The sequence below is a fragment of the Microbulbifer mixtoriginis (SeqCode) genome, assembly GCF_052466765.1.
The window spans coordinates 1326475-1347985 of the sequence record NZ_CP174289.1 but is presented as its reverse complement, the minus strand read 5'-3'; the positions used below and the strand labels follow the sequence as shown (position 1 = coordinate 1347985).

Below are 21511 nucleotides of genomic sequence, written 5' to 3'. Positions count from 1 at the left end.
CACTTGGGCCTTCTTGCTTGTCCCCTTCTAGAGATTAGTAGTGATATGTCACCTACATTCGAGGAAATTGCAATTTCTCCGCTTGTGCCACTTGCCTGAAAATACTCCAAAATCTGTAAGAGAGTTCCCCATGTCGGTAAGAGAAACATTTAATTATCAGGGCCTGGAGGCAATCCGAGTTGGCCGCCTGAATATGGGGGTCAACACCACATTTGTCGTTTATAGGCTTAATGGCACAGTAATAGATACTGGCCCTAGTAACCAGTGGAAATATGTTAAGCCGTTTATTGAAAATACACCGCTAAAACAACTATTGCTGACTCACCACCACGAGGATCACAGCGGCAACGCCGGTGCTATCCAAAAGCTCACCGGCGTGCAGGCTTTTGCTCCGGACTTAACTATAGGGATATTAAAAAGGGGCTTTCGTATTCCCCCCATGCAAAAACTATTCTGGGGAACTGCTGGAAAAGCCGAAGTAGCGCCACTGCCAGAAGATATCCGCATTGGTACTGAAGAAGTTCGGCCCCTATTTAGCCCTGGTCATGCCAAAGATATGACCTGTTACCTGTTGCCTGAGCGTGGCTGGTTGTTCAGTGCGGATTTATATATTGCCAACTACTTAAAGTTTCTTCGCATCGATGAGGATATTCCGATCCTGTTAAACAGCATCAAAAGTGTATTGGAGCACTCCTTCGAAGTCATTCTCTGTCCCCATCGAGGAGTTGTAGAAAATGGCTGGCAGCAGTTAAAGCAGAAGTATGAGTTTCTGTTGAATTTATCTGCAGAGGCACAGCAGCTTGATCAGCAAGGGCTGCCATTAGAGCAAATCAGCGAGCGTTTGCTGGGAAAAGAGGGCTTGGTAAGTATTTTAACTGGCCACAACTTTTGTAAGAGAAACTTAATTGCCTCTTGCTTAAAGGTGGACCTAGATACAATGGCCCGTTTGTGATTTTATTTTGTTGATACTTTTTCAAAAGTTTACAGAGAATGGTTAAGCTCTAAAAAGTTAGCAGCTAAGGGTGATTTGAGTTCACTAGCTTTAAAATTAATACATGGATGCCGATTCATTTGACGGCTTCAATAATAAATCGCTTGATGCGCACTCCAGCATGTTTGCGTATTTCTGGATGTATTTTTTGGTAGTAGGCGTCCATCACTTGTTGGGCAAATTCTTGTCTTTGCGAGTTCTGCAGATGTCGAAATTGAGGCACCCAAGATAAGAAAAACGCTGTGAGCGTGTCTCGGGTGCCAAAATTTTCCACATGATGGATTTCATCGATCCTGGGCAGGTAAAATCCAGCATCCTCGATATAATTACGCATTTCATTCAGGGAATAATGATTGTAAGGATCGAGAAAGTTCTCAAAATGTGCCTGCCATTGATTGTTGTTTTGGAATTCGTACACAGTATCCCAGAAATTCTCATGGTCAACCTGAAAGCCGACCACAATCTTGCCATCCTCTCGTAAGTGTTTGTAAAAGCCATTCCAGACCTTCTTCTGGTCTGCCACCCAGTGCAAGCAACTGAAAGAAAAAATAATGTCGAACTGCTTATCAAACTGAATTTCATCGGCGCTCATTTGCTCGAAGGAGAGATTGGGTACGCCGGAGTGGGCTTTGCGGGCGTGGCGAATCATATCCTCAGTGAGGTCCACACCGACTATCTTGCCACTCTTGAGGTGTTCGGCTAGATAGCGGGTGATTCTGCCATCGCCACAGCCCACATCGAGGATAGTACTGGCGCCTTGATAGTTGCAGCGCTGGATAGCTTCCATGGCGTGCCGCCACTGCATGGAGGAGGCCTTTACATATTCTTGGGCCTGCCACTTATCGTGTCTGACGGGCTTATCTATTGCCATGGCGGCATAACCCTTGATTGTGGGACCGCTAACCAGTCTAGCCTAGATACAGACATTGGAGGTGTAAGCAAGACAAGTGGGGAGATTTTATATTGAAACTAAAAGGTTCCTGTCACTGCCAGTCGGTGCAATTCAATCTTAAATGTGCACAACCATACCCATTTAACCGCTGTTACTGTTCGATTTGCCGCAAGACGGCTGGGGGAGGGGGCTATGCCGTTAACCTGGGAGGGGATTACCAGTCGCTGACGGTAAAGGGGAAGGAGTTTATCTCAGTGTATCAGGCAATATTGCGAGATAAGTCTGGCAGCAATAGTGCCAGCCCGGCGCAGCGCCATTTTTGTTCCCGCTGTGGCAGTGCGCTTTGGTTGTGGGACCCCCGCTGGCCCGATCTGGTCCACCCATTTGCCTCTGCGATAGATAGTGAACTTCCCGTACCACCAGAACTTACCCATATGATGCTGGCCTTTGCCAAAACCTGGGTAGAGCCGGATATTCGAGCCGCAGACAAGCATTTTGATGAGTACCCAGATGAGTCACTGGCAGAGTGGCATCAACGCCATAATTTTTACTGAGATGTGAAAGGGGCGACTGGGTTGCATGAAGTTGGGGCGAGCCGATAGGCCGCCCCGGTTGGATTGTGGGTTTTTAGAGGCTTACTCTGGAGCTAGGTAAAGTACCAGGTTATCCAGGAAATTCAGCAGGTCGGCTTTGTCACCATCGCTAAGGGCTACAAACTGCTCTTTACTGGATTGTGCATCCCCTCCGTGAAACAGAATAGCTTCCGTCATGGTGGTGGCGCGGCCATCGTGTAGATAGGGTGGTGTGGAGCCTACTCCCCACAAGTTTTCGGTAAGGAATACCGAGGCACCCACGTTGCCCTCATCGAACTCCTCAGCCATGGCTCGGCCCATATCGTGGCGCTTCAGGTCCCCATAGAGGCGTACAATTGCTCCGCCATTCTCGGACTCCTCGAACTGTCCCAGGGTCTGGCCGGAAGGTAGCTCCTGAGGGTTGTCGAGAATATCTGTCAGCAGGTTAAATTGCAGGGAGGTAGTGGGTAACCCGGCAATGTTGCCCGCTGGGTAGGTCTCATCGCGATAGCTGGCGTGTTTCGACGGTTCATAAAATACTGGTGAGGCGACTTCCATCTCGGGAGAGTGGCAGGAGGCGCAGCTGATAGAGGAGAAAATTTCCTCGCCATTTTGAATACTGGCAATATCTGCCTCACTGAGAGGTAGCCCGTAGGTTTCTCGTTCCTCTTCATTCAGGGTATCAATCACGCTGTTCAATTCGAGCTTGGTGACTGGCCGTGGTTGTGCAGCATTGTAAATTGCCAGTGCGGTGATATCCCCCACGCTCAGTTCGTTACTGACAGAGTCGAAGTCGCTATCGGCATCACCGACCAGTTCGGTGGCCTGCATACCGAGCTCCTGGTGCGCAGCACCTCGCACAAAAGCACGTACGAAGCCGGTGAGTCCCTTCCACTCAAAGGGGCGCACAACAAGATCTGTATCAATGCCAGCGAGATTGTCGTAGTTGACGTTTTCACAGGAAACGGATATTTCACCAAAATTCACCCCTTTGGCTACCATTTCCACAGTGGCACTGTCACCGGAGGCACAACTGTCGTCGACAGCCTGATCCCTGAGGTTGTGTAATTCGGTGGTCATTTCCTCGGCCACCAACTGTACCGCGCCCATGCCGAACAGGTGCGGGGAGTTACGCTCAATAAAGCCTTTTTGTTTACGCTCTGGGTCCATACGGATCACGTTATCGTTCACACCACCGCCGCCATCGGCAACGGGAACATTGTGACAACTGATACAGGAATCACCGTTGGGGCCTGTAGCTCGATGGGGCAAAATATTGGCCCAGGCCCTTGGGCCTCTGAGATCAGGGCGCGGAAAACTGGTGAAGCGCTTACCGTTGCCGACATTGACACCTACCCCATCGAGCGCGTTGTAGTTCATTTCAAATAGCTCATCACCTTCTTCGAAAGCATGAACATAGGCCTCAATTGGGTCCATTGCTTCCAGTGTGGCCTGATCAATATGGCCACCGAGGTGTATTTCCACAGCGCCAGCTTCCAGAATCTGGACGGTGTTAAAGATTGAACTGAAATCGAAGGGTTGTTGCCTGGGTGGCCGCGGACTTTTTCTTGCGTTCTTAGGTACCCGATGCTTGTCATGTTTAGAACCAAAATCCGCGAGGACTGGAGGTGCAATAAATGTTAGGGCCGATATTGCCAGGGAAATAGGCAATAAGTGTCTTCTGGAAATCATCAGCTATATCTCCCGGTACGAAATAGAATGCGGATGGAGCAGTATGTTTATGAAAATGCACGGGTAGAAAGTACGGCAATTTATCCAGGGGCTGATCAGTCAGTCTCAGGAAAAATTGCTAAATAGATTCTTGATCAGGATATTTTTATTCCCACAAAGTGCATTTCAATAAAGCTAAATGCATCCTTGCAAGCCGCTTACGGAAAACCGTTTGCGAAAGTAGGCTCAAAAAAATAGGGAGATTTGCTGATAGTTGGCTTTTTTAGAGAGCTAACTTTCTGCTAGAGCTAATGCCCTAAGTACGACCCCATATATTTATTTTTTGCCCATAACCCTCTGCGTTGCTGCGCAGACCTTTTGTATTTGTCTTACGTGTCTTAGTTGTCATCTCGGCGTGTGAAGTTCCCATTAATTTAGATAAATTAAAAAGTTGTTTTTCGATGACAGTGGGCCTCTTGGTAATGGTGGTCAGAGCTTTAACCTGGCAGGCATAAATTTTTGGTACAGCAAATAATAAAGCCCCGTGTTTATATGAGTGCAGGTTTTCTTCAAAGTGAGTAATAGGTTTAGTCGCTCTGTTGGCTCTGCCTTGCTTGGATGGGCTCAGGTTTTCCTGATCATGATTGGAATGTGGAAGGAATGTGCAAATGTCTATTGCACATGAAATGGTGATGATCTACGCCGGTGAAGATAATCAAAAATGATTGTAAATCTTGTCTGATTGGTTGGGACATGCTTAGTAATTTGAAGGTTGTTCAAAGTAACGCTGAATTCCTGAATGATCTACTCTGTTCCCACAAAAGCCAAAGAAAGTGAAGATTGGCGCTATTTCCCTTTGATTGGCGCTTGTTTTGCCTTTGACGCCATATATTTCACACTGCAAACAGTGAGATAGTTCTAGCAGAGATGCTTGGCTTTATTCGTGAGTTAAGTTTGAGTGGAAATTACTGATAAAGATAACCAATAAGCGAAAGGATTTTGCTCTTGGATTGGATATGCCGCTAGTGAAGATAATCTAGTTCGTTATCAATAGTTGATTCAGTGTATTCAAATAGAAGTCATTTTTCTGTCACTAATAAATGAGGTTAGGGTGAGAAAAGTACTGGTTCTTGGTGGGGATGGATTCTGCGGGTGGCCAACCGCCCTTCATCTTTCTGATGCAGGCTATGAAGTTATAATTGTCGATGATTTTTCAAGGAGAAAAACCGATATAGAGCTGGAAGTCGAGTCGCTCACGCCTATTCAGCCATTAGGAGAGAGGCTGAGGGTTTGGCGAGAAGTGTCGGGCAAGAATATTCGGCATGTTGTAATCACTATCGGTAAAGAATATCACAGGCTGCTAGAGCTATTGGTTACCGAGAAACCGCACACAATTGTACACTTTGCCGAACAGCGATCAGCGCCTTATTCGATGAAGTCATCAAGCCATAGACGATTGACGGTTAATAATAATTTGAGTGCGACCAACGATATTCTTGCCGCGATTGTAGAGAGTAAGCTGGATATTCATCTTGTACACCTGGGAACTATGGGTGTTTATGGTTACGGCACTGCCGGCATGAGAATTCCAGAAGGATATCTGGAGGTGCAAGTGGAAGAGGAAGGTAGATTTATCAGTTCGGAAATTTTATATCCTCCGAATCCTGGTTCTATCTATCATATGACTAAGGCTCAGGATCAGTTATTGTTTGCTTTTTATAATAAAAATGATGGGCTGCGTATTACTGATTTACATCAGGGTATTGTTTGGGGCACACAAACAAATCAAACCCGTAGGGATGAGTATCTTATCAATCGATTTGATTATGATGGAGATTATGGCACTGTATTGAATCGATTTTTAATGCAGGCTGCGATTAATTATCCCCTTACAGTTCATGGTACCGGTGGGCAGAAACGTGCTTTTATCCATATTCAGGATAGTTGCCGTTGTATACAGTTAGCGATAGAAAATCCTCCGGAAAAAGATGATCGGGTCAAAATATTGAACCAGATGACTGAAATACATCGAGTCAGGGATCTGGCGAAGTTGATTGCTGATAAAACTGACGTGGCTATTGCCTATGTGGATAACCCAAGAAAAGAGTCTCCAGAAAATGATTTACTGGCTGTTAATGACCAGTTGCTGGAGATGGGGCTACAGCCGATCACACTGAGTGATAAGCTTTTATCAGAAGTGGAGCAGGTGGCAAAGAAATATTCCAGTCGCTGTGATCAGAGCAAAATACCCTGCTTGTCAAAATGGTAAGTGTCGGAATCGTCTCAGCTTTATTTAGTGGTTTCGTATTTTTGTTGGCGCTGCTTTGAAACGATTCTTCTCTTTAGATAAAGGTTTTATGGTATGAAAATATTGATTGCTACGGACACCTATCCGAAGCAGCTTAATGGCGTATCGCGGGTTCTAGAGAAAACCATAAAAGAATTGTCTGTTCGAGGGCATGAAGTCAAGCTTTTATCTGTTGATGACTTTAGGTATTTCCCCTGGCCTGGATATCATGAAATTAGAATTGCAGTATTCCCTGGTTCCCGTCTTGCTCGTATTGTTGATGATTTTTCCCCAGATACTATTCATATTATGACAGAGGGGCCAATTGGTATTTCCATGCGGAGATATTGTAAAAAGCGAGGTTTAAGATATACAACTTCATGGCTTTCAAGACTGTCTGAATATGTTTCCCTAAGATACAAAATACCTGTAAGTTGGTTGCATAGACTACTTGTGGATTTTCACCAGTCTGCAGCTCAAACGATGGTGACAACAACAAGTATGGAGGCAGAAGCAAGAAATTTAGGTATTAGTAGGATTGTTCGCTGGCGTCGAGGAGTGGAGTTGGATAAATTCCACCCCGTTGAAACTGAAATTTTTTCAGGGCTGCCCAGGCCAATTATGTTAAATGTTGGTCGTATTGCTGTGGAGAAGTCACTAGATAGATTTTTGTCTATTAATACTCCTGGAACCAAAGTGGTGGTAGGAGATGGTCCTCAATTAAATACATTAAAGAAAGAGTTTCCAGAGGTGATTTATCTTGGGATAAAAGAGGGAGAGGCATTAACCGAGTGTTATGCTGGAGCGGATGTTTTTGTATTTCCATCTTTAACAGATACCTTCGGTTTGGTGAATCTTGAGGCGTTAGCTTGTGGCCTGCCAATTGCGGCCTATCCGGTCACCGGGCCAAGAGACATCATTGGCGATGCACCCGTTGGTGCAATGGATGAAGATCTTGGGGTGGCTATTAAAAAAGCTCTTACATTCAAATCAGAGGATTGTATCGCACGAGCGAGAACTTTCTGCTGGGATTTGGCTACTGAGGACTTTTTGGAGAATTTGGTTCCTGTTAATGTTGAGCATCCTGTATTGGCTGAATATTGAAAAGATAAACTACGTAAATATTGATAGTGTAGATAAAAAGAGTTAAGTCCCGCTTGTATTTAATAAGTATGTGTAATGACCCATTTCAGATTAAAGATGAAGGTATGTGTTGGGGGATCTTTCGATCTCGCGTAAGGGTATTATATATATCAATGATATCATTAAAACTTTCATAGAAAGTTGAGGTTGAATTTTACAGATTTTCAAGCCTAAAGTTTCAATTCCTGAGTGCCATTGTTATTTTATAAATGCTTTCTCCACTCTTTATAAGCCCAGAAATAAAAGAAATCTTAAACATTGTGTTGAAAGATAAGTGCTCACTAGAATTATTGCTTCTGATTGTTTTTCTCTACAGTCTGTCAGATGAAATTACCTATCTCTTTGAGACACTATTCGCTGTAAAAGCGCAGATACATTAAATCAGAAAACATATTCTGGCGGATTTTTCCGATAAATTTCAGATGATTGCCTTTTTCTTAGGCGTCACTCCCTTTTCCCTAAGATTGATACTGAATAAGCGAGAGACCAATGTGGGAAGTAATAAACGATGGAAAGGGCATAAGGGACGCCGTCATCATGTTCAGCGACTGACAAGTGGTTGATCTGTAAGCGGTCTGCCAAAGCCTCGATATCTATTTCCAATCAATTATTTTCCTACTATGTGCTGATGAGTATCTAAATACCAGGCTAATCGGCGGCTATTTTTTGTGCCAAGATGAGCTGTGAGTAAGTTTTAGGTCTCTGACCAACCTGGAGCCTAAGGAGCGATGGTTATAGATTATTGAAAAACTTAAAGGGCTGACCAAGATCTCAAACGAGAACCTGCGTCTAATTACCAAAGTGAGTAAGGGGATATTGACGGGGTAATCTGCGTCCAATTTATTGATCTTAAGTGGTTATCTCTCAGTATAGTGTTCATAGATAACCAGTATTGCATTTTTAAATTTCCCAGGCATAAGGCCCAAGGAAAAGAGTGTGTTTAAAATCAAGTTTGTCTTGATAATCATCATTAGTGGATTGGCTTTTTTTTATGGTTCTTTCCTTTATGCACAGGAAGAGACTTCCGGCGATCATGTGCGTATACGTTGGTTGGCCCCTTCTAGTTTTGAAGAAGTACGCACCGAAAAAATTGGTATCTACTTCGAGGTGGACCCTGAGTGGCACGTGTATTGGCGAAACCCGGGAGATTCCGGAGCCGCGCCCCGTTTTAATATACAGGCTTCGGGGGCAAGCATAGGAAATATTGAATGGCCTTTTCCAACTCGTTTGAAGGTGGAACACCTTACAAACCTGGGTTATGAGAGCAGTGTTGCCTATCTTTTTGACCTGAAACCCAAGTCAGGAGCTGAGCAAGTCGCTTTGAAAGCGGATCTTGAATGGCTTGTGTGTAAGATCGAGTGCATTCCAGGACGTGGCACCATAACCTTAACCCGCCCTGTTGGGAAGCAGCCCAAATGGACAGGAGATGACTTGATAATAAGGGATTACTTTGCAGAGAGAGTGCCTATCTCGAGTGAAAGCAGCCCTTGGATGATAAAATCGCTGGTTCCTCAAGGAAAAGACCGCATACGCCTGTTGATTGAAGCACGTGAGAAAGGTCAGGTACCACAGGTTTTTCCACTGGATGGAAAAGTCATCTCTCCCGCCAAGCCAAGGGTCCGACGAGATGGTTGGTCACTCATCTATCTCTTCCAGCGCCAGCCTGAGGCGACTACTCCCGCGGTAACTAGTTTTGTCATCAGTGATGGAAAACAGGCCTGGAAGTTTGATGATGTCTCCTTCGGTAGCCCTCTACCTACTGAGAAGTGGCGTCCCATTTGGCTGATCATCCTCACGGCATTTATTGGCGGGGTTATATTGAATCTGATGCCCTGTGTTTTTCCTGTTCTTTCAATTAAGCTGCTTGGCTTAATAGGGGAGGGCTATAGCGGTGGTTCTCGCCCGTTGGAAGGGCTCATTTATGCTGCTGGCGTGGTTAGCACCTTTACGATCCTAGGCTTGTTACTTTTACTACTTCGAGCAGGAGGGGCATCTATAGGGTGGGGTTTTCAACTTCAGTCCCCTGAAGTGGTGTTGAGCCTGATTGTATTATTTTGGGTGATGGCCATGTCTTTTCATGGAGTCTTTGAATTTGGTCAACACTTGGTGAAGGTTGCAGGCCTGAGTAAAGGGGGAACCTTTGGTACAGGTGCCCTTGCAGTGTTTGTTGCTGCACCCTGTACTGGACCATTTATGGGCGTAGCGTTGGGTTCTGCAACAATATTACCTCCACTGGAGGCCATGCTTATCTTTGTCTCTATGGGGATTGGTTTAGCAGCTCCATTCTTAATTCTCTGTGTTAGCCCATCACTCCTAAGAAGGCTTCCATCTCCGGGACCATGGATGGAAAAACTTCGCCAATTTCTGGCTTTTCCGCTCTACGCTACAGTGATTTGGCTCCTTTGGATTCTGGGTCGAATGGAAGGAGAGATGGGTTGGCTAATGGGTACCTCTATGGTACTGATAGCAACGATTATCCTCTGGATGATACATAACTCCACAGGTTTAATTAGGGGAATTTCCTGGGGGCTCTTATTTATCAGTTTGCCGTTAGCTTTTAAGGTTATGGAGCGAGCAGATCAGAAAATGATACAAACTTTAGTTTCATGGCAAAAGTATGATCCTGAACTGCTTAAACAGGCGCAACAAGAAAAGCGTTCAGTGTTTGTCGACTATACAGCTGCTTGGTGTGTTACCTGTCAGGTAAATAAAAAGCGAGTGCTTGATAAAGAGGAAACATTAAAACTCTTTCAGGATAATAATGTTTTGTTACTGCGTGCCGATTGGACTCGAGAAGACCCAGAAATTACTGAATCCCTGGCCGCATTAGGGCGCAACTCAATCCCTGTTTATGCTTGGTATCCTGCTGGAGCAAAGAGACCCAAGCTTCTACCCCAGGTATTGCAGGAATTTATGATTGTCGATTTGTTCGAAGATAGTAATAACAACGAAGAGGATGAGGAGCGATAGAGTTGAACCACTCTTAGTTGTACTGGGTGTGATGGATTTCCAAAATTGGCTAGAAAAATTCAAAATATAGGAAAAGTTTACGGTGCAAATTCAATGGTACCGGGCGGCGGTAAAAATAGTAGCCTTTTCTATGCTAGCTATAGTGGTAATGGCTGCGGTTGGCTATTACCAGCAAAGAGACCTTCCCAAAGACACAGCTCCACCACTAGAAGGTAAAACCATAAATGGAAACTTGTTAAACCTTAAAGAGATGGCAACTCATGGACCAGTCCTTATTTACTTTTGGGGCTCCTGGTGCCCTTATTGCCGTATAGTATCTCCCAAAATATCTGAGCTGGCGCGGGAATATCAGGTTTTGGGAATTGCCATGCGATCTGGTGATGAGGATGAGGTAGAGAAATATATGCTCCGGCACAATCTGAAGTTTCCTACAATCAATGACCCCGTGGGCAGAATAAGTTCCCGCTGGGGAATCAAAGTAACGCCAACGATGATTATTGTGGGGAGTGACGGAAAGATTGCCTGGACTACCAGTGGTGCTACCACCAAGCTTGGCTTGAAATTGCGTATGGAACTCACGGAATAGCCTTTTTAGCAGATTAATGACTCAATAGGTCGATGGTGTCACCAATTTTATCCCTACTTTATCAGATATCTAGACCTTCTCACTGAGGTATAACTATCTTAAATCTCTAGTCTTCTCAATTTTTCGGTCTCAGGCATGGGAGGCTTGTGTGTCGGTCATTGATTCATTTGACTACAAAGATCTTGATGCGCAGAGAGTTGGCAGATTTGATTTTGGGATCAATACCACATTTATTGTTTATCGCTTAAAAGATACCATTATTGATACAGGGCCTAGCAATCAATGGAAGTATGTCAAGTGGTTTGTGAAAAACAAACCGTTTCGTCAGCTGCTTCTTACTCACCATCATGAGGATCATAGCGGCAATGCCGGCGCAATCTATAAGTTGACAGGAGTTCAACCTCGTGCGCCCAAAGCCACTATAGAAATTCTTAAACGGGGTTTTCGTATACCGCCAATTCAAAGGCTAATTTGGGGAGCTGCCGGTCTGGCTGAAGCAGCCGAATTGCCAAAAGATCTGCGTATAGCCGGTGAGAAAACAATACCTATCGCTGCACCAGGCCATGCTAAGGATATGACCTGTTACCTGATGGAAGACCGGGGCTGGATTTTTACTGCTGACCTCTATGTGGCCAGTCATCTAAAAATGTTGCGTAAGGATGAGAGTATTCCGGTTTTGATGAAAAGCATGCGCAAAGTACTTCAATATGAATTTGATCTTATCTTATGTCCCCATCGGGGTTTGGTAGAGAATGGTAAGAAAAGGCTTCAAGAAAAGTATGATTACTTGCTTAACCTGTCGAGTTCTGCTCAGGAGTTGGGGCGCCAGGGAGTATCACTTAAAGAAATTACTCGTCGCCTTTTGGGGAGGGAGAATATGATGGCTCTTCTTTCAGGTTATAACTTCAGTAAAAGAAACCTGATTGCTTCTTGTATGTCCATGGATCCATCAAAGTACACCGAGTAGCTATTAGCCATATTTTATATTTTTATTTCTTTTATCTGATTGTTTTTCTATTGGTTGTTTTTACTTCTGGGTTACTTTAAATTTGTTGCTTAATTTTATAAAAGTTAGGTGAGCAAGTAGTGAAGCGTGAAGTTAGAAAAGTTGGCCTAATTGGTGGTATGAGCTGGGAGAGTACACAGCTTTATTACAGGTTAATTAACCAAGGGGTCAATCGATGTCTTGGAGGATTACATTCAGCAGAGATTATTTTATACAGTGTCGACTTTTATAAAGTGGAGAAGCTACAGCGATCCGGTAACTGGGATGAGGCAGGCTACCTTTTAGCACAAGCCGCCAAAGCGTTGGAAGCTGCTGGGGCAGATTGCATTCTAATTTGTACCAACACCATGCATAAAGTCGCGGATCAGGTGACGGCTTCCGTAGGTATTCCTCTCTTACATATTGCCGATGCTGTAGCTGAAGTTTTACTTAGAGATAAAGTCAATAAGGTAGGGTTGCTGGGTACTGCTTTCACCATGGAACAGGATTTTTATCGTAAATACCTTCAGGAAAAGTACGGAATAAACCTGATAGTTCCCACAGCCGCGGATAGGGAAATTGTCCATCGGGTAATTTATGAGGAGCTTTGTAAGGGCAAAGTTGAAGTTGCATCAAAGCAGCAATATCTGCGTATTATCCACTCGTTGTCAGCTCAAGGGGCGGATGGTGTGATTCTTGGCTGTACCGAGATTGGTATGCTGGTTTCACAAGAGGATGTGACTATCCCACTGTTGGATACTACTCAAATTCATGCGAATAAAGCTGTGGAATTTTCCTTGAACGCTTCCTAGTTAGTTTTTGGGGCCTATAGGAATATATTGGGGTCCAATACCTTTATGTGGATGTTGGTCCCTACTTATTTTACCTTTTTAGGATGGGCTATTTCACTCTGGAGTAAAAATCAGTTACTATTTCGCATATCCTTTGTTTGTATGACAGTTGCCTACCTAGTACTCTGAAAATTACTTCCTATTAATCTCCTTTAGTTCGTTTTGCTGTGAATTCTCAAAGTGACATGAATGTCATTATCACCTCAATAGACATGATTTAAATTGTAAATACCTGTTATTTAGGTATTTTAATTTTCCATTTTTGCTGGCATTTTTTACCTGTGTCACGCTTCTTGCAGTGATGAAGAATGATGATGTCCATCATTGGAGGGGCGGGCTATATCAGTACGCTATTCGGCACGTACTGTTCCAATCAGGATAGATTGCTTCGTACCCGGTACCACACTGCCGAAAAATGATCGATTAGCATTGGAAGATAAAACCAATAATTGACAGGGTAATTACATGAAAGAAAATAAGAAGCGTTGGCTAGCGGCCTGTGGCGCGCCATCGCTATTGGCAATGGCGGTTGCCGCTGTGTCCAGCCCCGCAGTTGCCGAGGATGCACTTCTGGAGGAAGTCATCACTATCGGTACCCGTGTTGAGGGGCGTTCGGCTACGGATTCCTCCGCACCTATCGATATCGTTACTGGTGACGAATTTGTTAACCAAGGTGATGGTGACCTCAACAACCTGCTGCGCAATGTTGTGCCTTCCTACAATGTCAATGCCAAGCCGATCTCCGATGCCGCATCGATTGTACGCCCGGCCAACCTGCGTGGACTGCCGCCCGATAGCACCCTGGTTCTAGTAAACGGTAAGCGCCGCCACCGTGCTTCTGTGATTGCTTTCCTTGGTAGTGGCGTATCAGATGGCGCTCAGGGCCCGGACATCTCTGCTATACCAGCCATAGCACTGAAACAAGTTGAAGTACTCCGTGACGGTGCGGCCGCTCAGTACGGCTCTGATGCCATTGCTGGGGTGATTAACTTCCAGCTTAAAGATGCTGCTGAGGGTGGCACCGTTGAGGTGAAGCATGCTACCACTGCCGAGGGTGATGGCGACCAGAGTATGGTTGCTGCCAACTTTGGCCTGCCGTTGACCGATTCTGGTTTTGTAAACTTCAGTATGGAGTATCGCGAGCAGGACTCCACAAGCCGCAGTACCCAGCGGGACGATGCTGCGCAGCTGATCGCCGATGGCAATACTCATGTTGCTAATCCAGCGCAAATTTGGGGTCAGCCCGAAGTTGATGATGACACTAAGTTCTTTATTAACAGTGCCATTGAGCTGAACGATACTGCTGAACTATATGCCTTTGGTAACTATGCCAGCCGTTCCACCGATGGAGGATTCTATTTCCGTAATCCAGAAAATCGAGATGGGGTTTTTACCTATAAGGATAAGATTGACACAAATGGTGATGGGGTCCCTGACAAGGAGGTTGTTTTACCTCTGATAGGTGACTTAGATCCCAGCAATGGTATTGATAATTGTCAGAATGTCAGTGTCTCTGAAGCCCATGATCTCGATGAATGTTTCTCCTTTACCGAGATGTTCCCTGGCGGGTTTACTCCACGCTTTGGTGGTGATCTAGAAGATTACTCCATGGTCTTCGGGTTACGTGGTGAATTGGCCAATGGTATTGGTTACGATGTCAGTGCCAGTAGGGGCCAGAACAAAGTAGATTTCCATATCTACAATACCATTAATGCCACAATGGGCCCAAATACCCCAACCAGCTTTAGCCCTGGTGGTTATGCGCAAACTGAGACCAATTTTAATATTGACCTGACCAAGGCTACTGAAATTTCCGGTAAGGCATTGTATATGGCCGGGGGCTTTGAGTGGCGTGAGGAAGAGTTCGAAGTCAATATGGGGGATGAAGCCTCATGGACTCAAGGTCCATTGACAGAACAAGAATTCCTTATCGGTTCTAATGGTTTTTCTGGGTTCGGACCTGAAGTTATTGGTACTTTCGACCGCGATAATATTGCGCTCTATACCGACTTTGAACTGGAAGCGACTGATAATCTTCGTTTGGGCACAGCCCTACGCTGGGAAGATTTCTCAGACTTCGGTAGTACTTTCAACTATAAGGTTTCCGGACATTGGGCAATTAATGATGTAATCGCCTTGCGCTCTACATACAGTACCGGCTTTCGTGCACCTACACCAGCCCAGTCAAATATAAGTAATGTGACTACGGCTTTTGCAGATGGTCAGCTAGAGAATAAAGGTACTATCCCACCGACAAACCCTGTTGCGGTATTAAAGGGTGGAAAGCAACTACAACCTGAAGAGTCGAAAAACTTTACTATTGGCGCCATTATTGCTGCCGGTGACTGGGATATTACCCTCGATTATTTCCAAATTTCCGTAAGTGATCGTATCACCCAGTCTGCGGATCAGGAACTAAGTGAAGCGGAAAAAGCGCAACTAGTAGCCGATGGTATTAGCGGAGCTGATTCTCTAACCTCGATTCGCTTTTATACCAATGACTTCGACACCAAGACCCGTGGAATTGATGTGGTGGCAACCTATCCGCTCGGAGATGCCACTGACTTAAGTTTCGCAGCAAACTGGACTGATACAGAAGTCACCAAGTATCGGGAAGAAACCATCAGTGATATGCGCCTTGGGCAGTTGGAAGATGGTCTACCCAACATTCGTGGTAATGCAACCATTTCTCATGCGGGTGAAGGATGGCGTGGTCTAGTTCGATTGAACTACTATGGCAGCTACTGGGAAGCGCACCTGGATGATTACAGCCTACCCATTGATGCCGGTGATGAGTGGACTGTGGATATAGAGGGTGCCTATGACTTTAGCGATTCGCTGTCGCTGATCGCAGGGGCTGAAAATCTGTTTAATAACTACCCAGATAAGAACCCCTGGTCAGGTGTTGCAGGCGCTGAATACCCCGAGACAGCACCAATGGGCTTTAATGGTGCGCTCTACTACGTACGTGCACAGTATGAGTTTTAAGCCCTTAGTGAATAGCTTTACTTAAAAGCTTTCGTTACTATAAAAAAGCCCGCTTTGTGCGGGCTTTTTTACATGTCCCAGAGAGAGTTAGTTGCCATAGATAAGGTGATACGTTCTTTGTCTTGTATCTGCTTCAAGTCCTCAAAGACTTCTTTTACTTCCATGGACTCAATAGCGCCGTACACCGCTTCGTAAAGACTGGAAAAATATCGGTCTACTTCCCTTCCAATATTATTGACCTCTTTGATAGTGGGGGGGTCACTAAGTGGCAGTTGACGAATAAAATCGTGGGCGGATTCTTCATGGGTGTACTGCAACCAGGTCTGCATGACCTTTTGCTGGGCGATTTCTCCATAGTTTGAGAGGTTTCTCGCCATACGTTGTTCATGCTCTAACATATGCCTTAATAACAGCTGAGTTCGATAATCTTCAGATTTTTCAAGTAAATTCTCGTAAAGGTCTGCCATATCCAGGTGAAACTTTTCTGCATCCTGAATGATTTCAAATGCCTGCTTGAAAGTCTTCATAGGTCTGCCCTTTGATACCCAGGAAATTGTTATTGGGCGGAAAACAGGTCGTATCTTCTTGCGGCCATACCCTAATTAATCTTTATAGTGCATTTATCCAGTTGATCAAGATCTGAGGAAAAATACCGAATACTAACAGAGCCCCCGTCAGTGCCAGTAGTAACAACTGGCCAGATGCAGCAATTTGTACTGTGCCGTTAGAGGTTGTATTCAGGGAGCTATCACGCTGTACTAGGGTAAGAAGTAGTCTTAGATAATAGAAAAGTCCCAGAGCACTACCGATAACCACACCCGCTAGAAGCCCCCACATTTCACCCTCAACCCCTGCTGTAAACACGTAGAACTTGCCAATGAAGCCAATAGTTAGCGGTATGCCGGCAAGGGAAAGGAGCATGGCAGCGAAACAGCTGGCCAACCAGGGGGAGCGCCAAAGCAACCCCTGATAAAATGCACGCTGATAGGGGTTCTGGCTATCTGAAGTGGGATTTTCAGGGTACTCTCCACTGAGCACTTTTTCTTCAACCGAATCGGCGACCAAGCCCACTATCGCAAAAGCACCTAGGGTAGTAATTATGTAAGCTATCAAGTAATAAATAACGGCCTCTGTGCCAAAGGTGCTTTTTCCTATGATAAAAGCCACAATCAAATAACCGATATGTGCAATTGAAGAGTAGGCTAAAAGGCGTTTGATATTCGACTGCATTAATGCGAGAAGATTTCCTACAATCATACTGGCTATGGCTGCAATAGAAAGCATATCGATTAAAGTTTTGCTGCTGTATAGGTCCAGAGTATTAAAGAAACGTAATAGGAAGCCAATAACCGCCCCTTTGGCTACGGTTGCAATCAAGGCTGTTGTTGGCGTGGGGGCCCCTTGGTAAACATCAGGTGTCCAAATATGAAAGGGCACAAGTGATAATTTAAAAGCCACAGAGATAAGAAATAAAGTAACTCCAGTCGCAAATAGCGTGGAGGTCTGGGATAACTCGGTAATTCGAGAAGCTATGCCGGTAAAGTCTAGCGCGCCAGAAGCGCTATAAATAAGCGCAATACCGAACAGGCCTAATGCAGTGGATAGTGCTGATAGAATTAAATATTTAATGGCTGATTCAAGGGACTGAAGCTGCTCTCTTTTTGGGGATAGATCGCCAGTTAAGGAAAAACCTAGCATAGGATAAAGAGAGAGGCTAATTAACTCAAGTCCCAGGAAAAATGTAGCAAAATGGCTGGAGAAAATCAGAGTGCAGGCACCAAGCATTGCCAGAAGCAATAAAATATAATATTCCTCTGGATAACTACCAGCTACTCCTTTTGGGTCACAGCGTAGACGTAGGTAGTTGAACCCCATAATACTGACGGCAAAGGCGGTTACCAGTAATATAAGTGTGAAAAATAATGCAGTGTAATCGATCAGGATAAGCTCAGTTACCTGAAGCGAGCTTGTCGCACCAGTTAGTTCATCGGCAACCCAAAAGCAAGAAGCCATGGCAAGCAGTAGAGTGATTAGGGTGGTTACCAATGCGCCCAGGTGCCCACGCCAAAAAGATACCTGTAATAATAGAATAACTATACCTGCACTAAGTATCAGTAGTGGCAGTATTCCAAAAAGTTCCTGTGCACTCATGGGGTGTTATCCTCAACTGAGGTCGGTTTAAGCTTGGGTGAGAGAGTCTGAGATGATAATTGTTCATTTAAGATTTTCTGATCATTTAAAACAGCATCAATTCTTGTTGCGGACCGTTGAACAGTTGGATCGGCAATATCAAAAACTGGTTGTGGGCGTAAACCGATAAAGACTAATAGGACGGCGAGAGTGAGGAGGGCGCTAGATTCCCGTATGCTGAGATCTGTAGCCTCGTACTCCTGAATCGGCTTTTCCAGTCGCTTGTTCAGTTTCCCAAAGAATACCTTTTGCATCATGAGTAAAGCATAGAGCGCTGCACCAATGAGTCCAACTGCTGCCAGGGCTGTAAGCCAGTGATTACTTCGGAAACTACCTACGAGTACGGTGAACTCAGCAACAAAATTGCCTAAACCAGGTAGGCCCAGAGATGCTACTGCGAAGAAAAGCGCAACGGCGGATAACTTTGGCAATCTGGCCCAAAGACCGCCCAACTGGTGCATATCTCTGGTGTGAAAGCGGTGCTGAATAGCACCCACCAGGGCAAATAAAGCTGCAGTGCTCAAGCCGTGAGCGATCATTTGCATAACAGCTCCTTGAATAGCAATAGTATCAAGGGCATACAAGCCAAGTAACACAAACCCCATATGGCTAACACTGGAATAAGCTACCAACCTCTTCATGTCTCTTTGAGCAAAGGCGAGCATTGCTCCGTAAATAATACTGAGTGCTCCAATAGTCATTGCTACCGGTGCAAATGCTATTGAGCGTTCAGGAAATAGCGGTAGGTTGAAGCGCAACAAGCCATAAGCGCCCGTTTTAAGGAGAATGGCGGCCAGCAGGATACTCCCTGCTGTAGGTGCCTGAGTATGCGCGTCTGGTAACCAAGTATGGAAAGGTAAAGCTGGTAATTTGACTATGAAAGCAACAAAGAACCCTAGCATTATCCAGTAGGCAATTCCGGGTGATAGACGGGCATCTAGTAGGGCATTGTAATTAAAAGTGAGCTGCCCGGTGTTGGTGTAGTGGATATAAACAAGAGCAACTATCGCAATAAGCATTAGAAGACTGCTTGCTTGAGTAAAAATAAAGAACTTGATTGCGGCGTAAATACGTTGCTCATAACCCCATACTGCGATTAAGAACAGCATGGGTATCAGCATGACTTCCCAGAAAAAGAAGAAAAGGAAAAGATCAATAGCGGTAAAGACACCAACAACACCGGCTAAAGTCCATAGGTAATTGAAATAGAAGAAACCTCTGCGAAAATTAATATCATTCCAGGTCATTACTATCCCAAAAATTCCCATTGCCAGTGTCAGTACCAGCATGAGAAAACTTAAGCCATCAATGGCTAAATGGAAGTCAATTCCAAATCTGGGAATCCAGGGTATTTGTAAACTCTCCCACCAAGGCTCCGATGTGCCAACTTCTGTTGAATGAATAAATGTTGAGTAGTTTGTGAGTAATAAGGCGGCAAGTAATAAGCTGATCATACTGATCCAGCGCCCACCAGTTTTAAAATAGCGCTCAGCTAGCCAGGCTAGCACGCCGCCGGCGAACAATATAATAATGATCGTTAAAAGGGTCATAACGCCACCAGAAGTGCGAGGAATAGAATGGAACCAACGGCGAAGGTAGTTAGGTACCAACGCACTTGTCCATTTTGCGAGGTACTTAGAAGAGCATGCATTTGTCGGCTAATTATTGCGGTGCCTTTGTAAATACTATCAATAATATCATTGTGGTTTATTTGAGTAAGAAACTTGAAAGGTCGCACCAGTAGATGATCGTATATCCAATCGAATCCCCAGCCGGAGAACCAGAACTGCAATAGACTTGAACGTTGTTCTCCTGTTCTTTGCTCATGACGGAATAACTTCCAGGCAATGGCAAGGCCTATTAATGGCATTGCAATAGCAGTGCCTTCGATCCAGGGGGAGTGGGCTTCGTCTGGGCGAACACCAAATACGGATTGCAGCGGCGGGGCCAATAAGCCACCAAATAATGCCAACACTGCGAGAATACAGAGAGGTATGCTCATTACAGGAATATTGGCATCTTTACAATGAGTGGAAGCTTGACCCTCTCTTCCCAAAAACACGAGAAATAATACACGGAAACTGTAAATTCCAGTTACGAGTGCTCCGAGTATGCCGGCGAGCCACAAGATGTTAATGCCTTGGTGATATTCCCAGGCGCTCAATAATATATGGTCTTTACTATAGAATCCTGAGGTGAAGGGAAGTGCAGCAAGGCATGCACATCCAATGGTAAAACAAATAAAAGTGAGTGGTATTTTTCGATAGAGTCCACCCATTGAAAAAACATTTTGTTCATGATGCAGGCTTAAAATTACTGATCCTGCAGATAGGAATAGCAGGGCCTTAAAAAATGCATGAGTCATTAAGTGAAAAATAGCGCCAGACCAAGCACCAACGCCTAAAGCAAGAAACATGTAACCGATCTGACTAATTGTGGAGTAGGCGAGTACTCTTTTTATGTCACTTTGAGCTATTGCACTGAAGCCAGCCAGAAGTAGTGTGAGAGCGCCAACGGCTGCCACAGCGGTCATTGCCACTTCCGATAACATATAAAGAGGATGCATACGGGCAATTAAATATACACCTGCGGTAACCATAGTGGCAGCATGTATCAGGGCACTCACTGGTGTTGGACCAGCCATGGCATCAGGTAGCCAGGTTTGCAGTGGTAATTGTGCCGACTTACCCACGGCACCACCCAGTAAGAGAAGGCACGCTAAAGTGACTATGTCATTGTTTACATCTGGACCGTTTATGGTCGAGACAAGCTCAGGAATGTTTAGTGTTGAGAATTCATAGAAAAGCAGAAACAAGCCGATAGCCATTGCCGTATCACCAATACGGGTGACGATAAAAGCTTTTTGGGCAGCTGCTCCATTGGCTGGATCCTTATACCAAAAACCAATCAGAAGATAGCTGCAGAGTCCAACACCCTCCCAGCCAAGATAAAGTAAGACCAGATTATCAGCCAAAACCAGAATCAACATGGCACAGACAAACAGGTTTAGGTAAGCGAAGTAACGGCGGAAATCCAGGTCTTCCCGCATATAGCCCACTGAATAGAGGTGGATAAGAAACCCAACACCAGTGATAATCAGTAACATCACCATGGTTAGCCAGTCCACGTGAAAATTGAAACCTAGTTTCAGGTTGTCCACCAACATCCACGACCATAGAGAAATATTGATTGATTCAGAGGGATTCCCCCAAAATAAAACAATAGCCACAATTATTGTAAATAGAGCAGCCAAGCCAACACTGCCTACGCCGATATAGGCAATCACTTTTTGCGAAGGCTCATCCCGATGAAATAGTGGGATAGCTACCAATGTGAGGAAGCCAATCAGTGGTAAAAGTGGCACCCAAGCTAATAGGCCCTGCAT

The 21511-nt window shown here is 44.9% G+C and carries 15 protein-coding genes; 9 read left to right on the top strand and 6 right to left on the bottom strand.

From position 1 onward, the window contains the following. Nucleotides 1-130 precede the first annotated feature (130 nt). A complete protein-coding gene (locus ACJJIV_RS05970) occupies nucleotides 131-952 on the top strand; it encodes an MBL fold metallo-hydrolase (RefSeq protein WP_444891101.1) in 822 nt (273 codons plus the stop codon). A 115-nt stretch (nucleotides 953-1067) separates the two neighbouring features. On the opposite strand, the gene ACJJIV_RS05965 is transcribed toward ACJJIV_RS05970, so the two are convergent. Beyond that, nucleotides 1068-1862 (bottom strand): class I SAM-dependent methyltransferase, encoded by a 795-nt coding sequence (locus ACJJIV_RS05965; RefSeq protein WP_444891100.1) that lies wholly within the window; start codon nucleotides 1860-1862, stop codon nucleotides 1068-1070. A 92-nt stretch (nucleotides 1863-1954) separates the two neighbouring features. Here ACJJIV_RS05965 and ACJJIV_RS05960 point away from each other — a divergent pair, with 92 nt between their 5' ends. After that, nucleotides 1955-2437, top strand: a complete 483-nt coding sequence (locus tag ACJJIV_RS05960; RefSeq protein WP_444891099.1) for a GFA family protein — start codon at nucleotides 1955-1957, stop codon at nucleotides 2435-2437. Nucleotides 2438-2518: 81 nt separating this feature from the next. Here ACJJIV_RS05960 and ACJJIV_RS05955 read toward each other — a convergent pair whose 3' ends face one another. Beyond that, entirely contained in the window at nucleotides 2519-4147 is a 1629-nt protein-coding gene (locus ACJJIV_RS05955) for a di-heme oxidoredictase family protein (protein ID WP_444891098.1), read from the bottom strand. Nucleotides 4148-5237: 1090 nt separating this feature from the next. Between ACJJIV_RS05955 and ACJJIV_RS05950 the strand changes: the two genes are divergently transcribed. The 7 genes from ACJJIV_RS05950 (at nucleotide 5238) to ACJJIV_RS05920 (ending at nucleotide 15936) form a co-directional block, all read left to right on the top strand. After that, nucleotides 5238-6395 (top strand): NAD-dependent epimerase/dehydratase family protein, encoded by a 1158-nt coding sequence (locus ACJJIV_RS05950; RefSeq protein WP_444891097.1) that lies wholly within the window; start codon nucleotides 5238-5240, stop codon nucleotides 6393-6395. 93 nt (nucleotides 6396-6488) lie between these two features. Beyond that, on the top strand, nucleotides 6489-7517 hold the full coding sequence (locus tag ACJJIV_RS05945; protein ID WP_444891096.1) for a glycosyltransferase family 4 protein: 1029 nt from the start codon (nucleotides 6489-6491) through the stop codon (nucleotides 7515-7517). Nucleotides 7518-8492: 975 nt separating this feature from the next. After that, on the top strand, nucleotides 8493-10526 hold the full coding sequence (locus tag ACJJIV_RS05940; protein WP_444891095.1) for a protein-disulfide reductase DsbD family protein: 2034 nt from the start codon (nucleotides 8493-8495) through the stop codon (nucleotides 10524-10526). Between the two features lie 82 nt (nucleotides 10527-10608). Then, nucleotides 10609-11112, top strand: coding sequence for a protein disulfide oxidoreductase (locus ACJJIV_RS05935; RefSeq protein WP_444891094.1), 504 nt, complete (start codon nucleotides 10609-10611; stop codon nucleotides 11110-11112). A gap of 148 nt (nucleotides 11113-11260) precedes the next feature. Then, nucleotides 11261-12079: an MBL fold metallo-hydrolase gene (locus ACJJIV_RS05930; RefSeq protein ID WP_252084832.1), complete on the top strand. Its 819-nt coding sequence runs from the start codon at nucleotides 11261-11263 to the stop codon at nucleotides 12077-12079. Nucleotides 12080-12198: 119 nt separating this feature from the next. Then, nucleotides 12199-12909 (top strand): aspartate/glutamate racemase family protein, encoded by a 711-nt coding sequence (locus ACJJIV_RS05925; RefSeq protein WP_444891093.1) that lies wholly within the window; start codon nucleotides 12199-12201, stop codon nucleotides 12907-12909. Between the two features lie 504 nt (nucleotides 12910-13413). Next, nucleotides 13414-15936, top strand: coding sequence for a TonB-dependent receptor plug domain-containing protein (locus tag ACJJIV_RS05920; RefSeq protein ID WP_444891092.1), 2523 nt, complete (start codon nucleotides 13414-13416; stop codon nucleotides 15934-15936). Nucleotides 15937-16004: 68 nt separating this feature from the next. On the opposite strand, the gene ACJJIV_RS05915 is transcribed toward ACJJIV_RS05920, so the two are convergent. The 4 genes from ACJJIV_RS05915 to nuoL form a co-directional block, all read right to left on the bottom strand. After that, a complete protein-coding gene (locus ACJJIV_RS05915; RefSeq protein ID WP_252084835.1) occupies nucleotides 16005-16463 on the bottom strand; it encodes a hypothetical protein in 459 nt (152 codons plus the stop codon). Between the two features lie 82 nt (nucleotides 16464-16545). Further along, on the bottom strand, nucleotides 16546-18087 hold the full coding sequence (locus tag ACJJIV_RS05910) for an NADH-quinone oxidoreductase subunit N (protein ID WP_444891091.1): 1542 nt from the start codon (nucleotides 18085-18087) through the stop codon (nucleotides 16546-16548). After that, nucleotides 18084-19736 (bottom strand): NADH-quinone oxidoreductase subunit M, encoded by a 1653-nt coding sequence (gene nuoM / locus ACJJIV_RS05905; protein ID WP_444891090.1) that lies wholly within the window; start codon nucleotides 19734-19736, stop codon nucleotides 18084-18086. The genes ACJJIV_RS05910 and nuoM overlap by 4 nt, the downstream gene beginning before the upstream one ends. Continuing rightward, entirely contained in the window at nucleotides 19673-21511 is a 1839-nt protein-coding gene (gene nuoL / locus ACJJIV_RS05900) for an NADH-quinone oxidoreductase subunit L (protein ID WP_444891089.1), read from the bottom strand. Before nuoL ends, nuoM begins: the two co-directional genes overlap by 64 nt.

Excerpts from the sequence above, each read along its gene's own strand:
- ACJJIV_RS05970 (WP_444891101.1), top strand. The coding sequence starts at position 131 with ATGTCGGTAAGAGAAACATTTAATTATCAGGGCCTGGAGGCAATCCGA.
- ACJJIV_RS05965 (WP_444891100.1), bottom strand. The coding sequence starts at position 1,862 with ATGGCAATAGATAAGCCCGTCAGACACGATAAGTGGCAGGCCCAAGAA.
- ACJJIV_RS05955 (WP_444891098.1), bottom strand. The coding sequence starts at position 4,147 with ATGATTTCCAGAAGACACTTATTGCCTATTTCCCTGGCAATATCGGCC.
- ACJJIV_RS05945 (WP_444891096.1), top strand. The coding sequence starts at position 6,489 with ATGAAAATATTGATTGCTACGGACACCTATCCGAAGCAGCTTAATGGC.
- ACJJIV_RS05920 (WP_444891092.1), top strand. The coding sequence starts at position 13,414 with ATGAAAGAAAATAAGAAGCGTTGGCTAGCGGCCTGTGGCGCGCCATCG.
- ACJJIV_RS05915 (WP_252084835.1), bottom strand. The coding sequence starts at position 16,463 with ATGAAGACTTTCAAGCAGGCATTTGAAATCATTCAGGATGCAGAAAAG.
- ACJJIV_RS05910 (WP_444891091.1), bottom strand. The coding sequence starts at position 18,087 with ATGAGTGCACAGGAACTTTTTGGAATACTGCCACTACTGATACTTAGT.
- nuoL (WP_444891089.1), bottom strand. The coding sequence starts at position 21,511 with ATGCAGGGCCTATTAGCTTGGGTGCCACTTTTACCACTGATTGGCTTC.